The 2,172-nt window shown below is 68.6% G+C and carries 3 protein-coding genes; 1 reads left to right on the top strand and 2 read right to left on the bottom strand.

The genetic code is table 11. The features are described from left to right. Nucleotides 1-126: 126 nt before the first annotated feature. On the top strand, nucleotides 127-378 hold the full coding sequence (locus KZA10_RS13010; protein ID WP_256934823.1) for a hypothetical protein: 252 nt from the start codon (nucleotides 127-129) through the stop codon (nucleotides 376-378). Between the two features lie 10 nt (nucleotides 379-388). Here KZA10_RS13010 and KZA10_RS13005 read toward each other — a convergent pair whose 3' ends face one another. Both KZA10_RS13005 and KZA10_RS13000 read right to left on the bottom strand, forming a co-directional pair. Next, complete coding sequence (locus KZA10_RS13005) at nucleotides 389-1,594, bottom strand: homoserine O-acetyltransferase (RefSeq protein WP_218683083.1); 1,206 nt, start codon at nucleotides 1,592-1,594, stop codon at nucleotides 389-391. A 124-nt stretch (nucleotides 1,595-1,718) separates the two neighbouring features. Continuing rightward, nucleotides 1,719-2,033 (bottom strand): endonuclease/exonuclease/phosphatase family protein, encoded by a 315-nt coding sequence (locus KZA10_RS13000; RefSeq protein WP_374196589.1) that lies wholly within the window; start codon nucleotides 2,031-2,033, stop codon nucleotides 1,719-1,721. Nucleotides 2,034-2,172: the final 139 nt, after the last annotated feature.

Raw genomic sequence — 2,172 nt, 5'->3', positions numbered from 1 at the left:
CGGTGTTGGCGTAGGGGTCCCAGAACGCGTTGATGTTGAACCACGCGTACAGGGCCGGGGTGATGAGCACCCCGATGATGATGATCCAGGCTTTGGGTACGCGGGAGAGTCTCTTGACGTCGCGCTTTGATCGCCTGGGTGCGGCCGGCGGAGGCGCTCGCCAGACACGCAGCAGGGGAGTGGACGCTGTATCCCCCGACGTGGATCACCCTCCACCAGCTCTCGGTGTTCGGCGATGTCGCCGCTGCCGTGGCGGCGAGTGGCATCGTGCAGCTGTTCCGGACCAGGGTGCTCGATTCCGACGCCGGCCGCGCCTTCACCTGGGATCAGGGACGCCTGGAAGCCGGTGCCCTGCCGTGGCGGTTCATCGAGACCTGAGCGGGCGGGATCAGCTGTCCAGCAGACGGCGCAGGTTCGTGCCGACGGCCTCGGTCTCGATGAGGAACCCGTCGTGCCCGAAGTCGCTGGTGATGACCACCGCCTCATCGTCGATGACGTTCGGGATGCTGCGCGCGATGCGCTGCTGCCCGTCGACGGGGAAGAGGCGGTCGCTGTCGATGCCGAGCACCAGCGTGGTCGCGGTGACGGCACGCAGCGCCTCCTCGACGCCACCGCGCCCGCGGCCGACATCGTGCGAGTTCATGGCCTCGACGAGCGTGATGTAGCTGTTCGCGTCGAAACGGCGGGTGAACTTGTTGCCGTGGAAGTCGAGGTACGACTCCACCGCGAAGCGACCGCCGTGGCCGAGGGGCGAGACATCCGATTGCCAGGATCGCTGGAAGCGCTGATTGAGCTCGATCGGGCTGCGGTAGTTCAGCAGGGCCATGCGCCGTGCCAAGGCGAGGCCGCGGTGCGGACCGTCGCCGTCACCGAGGTCGTAGTATTCACCGCCCTGGAATCGCGGATCCATCCGGATGGTCTCCAGCTGCACCGTGTTGAGCGCGATCTGGTCGGCGGTCGTCACCGGTGGCGACGAGAGCACAGCGAGTCGCCGCACGCGCTCGGGATGCGTGGCCGCCCATTCCAGCGCGTGCATGCCTCCCATGGAGCCGCCGATCACGGCTGCCCAGCTCTCGATGCCCAGAGCGTCGGCGAGGCGCACCTGAGCGGCGACCTGGTCGCGGATGGTCAGGTACGGGAACCGTGACGCCCACTCGTAGCCGTCGGGAGCGACGCTTGCCGGCCCCGTCGAACCCTGGCAGCCTCCCAGCATGTTCGGGGCGATCACGAACCAGCGTTCGGTGTCGAGCGGAGCACCGGGACCGGTGATGTCCTCCCACCAGCCGCCGGTGGGGTGACCGGCGCCCGCGGGGCCGCGCACATGGCTGTCTCCGGTGAGCGCATGCAGCACCAGGACGGCGTTGTCACGGGCGCTGTTCAACTCGCCCCAGGACTCGTAGGCGACACGGATGGCGGGCAGCTGCGCACCGCTCGCGGTGGGGAAGGGACCGGAGGCGGCGAAGCGTCGCCCTCCCACAGGGTCTCCGTCTCGCCATGCGCCGGTCGCCGGCGGGCGGGCACGGAGCAGCCGGACGTCGGCCTCCGTCACGGGTGCCGAAGGCACCGTGTCCTCGGAGGTCGTCTGCCAGTCCATGTCCCCATTCTCGCCTGGTGCGGAGCCTGTCGGTGGCAGGTTACGATCCGACCTGCTTGCGGCGCCACTGAGACTGCCGATCGAAACGTCGGGCCCAGCACACTCGGCGTCAGCGCACTCGGGGTCAGCGCACTCGGGTCAGGGTGGCGAGATGATCGCTGTTCCCCGCCCGCATCGTGGTCGAGGTGACGACGTCGAGACCGCGTACGAACACCTGGTCGATGCGCACGAGGGGGAAGGCGACGGGCCACGTGAACCCGAGCGTCCCGTCGGTCGGACGCACCCCGTCGGCCTCCGCGCGCAGAGCGGACAGGCTCGGATCCGTCGACGGCGCATTGAAGTCGCCGACGACGAGGAGCGATTCTGCAGGATCGACGGCGACCTGTTCCGCGATTCCGCTCAGCATCGTGTCGCGGTCCTGCTGGTGTCCCGGCCGCACCGATGCGGCGTGACCGTGAACCAGTCGAGGTTGAGGGCATAGGCGACGCAGGGCACGTCGTTGAGGTGCATGCCCTCGGTCTTCCACTCGGGCATCTCGTCGGGGTCATCCTGACGATCCGGGTATCCGATCATCTCGC

Origin of the sequence: Microbacterium sp. BF1 (assembly GCF_019279095.1) — a bacterium.
In the GTDB taxonomy this organism is placed as follows: domain Bacteria; phylum Actinomycetota; class Actinomycetes; order Actinomycetales; family Microbacteriaceae; genus Microbacterium; species Microbacterium maritypicum.
This window is presented reverse-complemented; position numbering and strand designations above follow the sequence as displayed.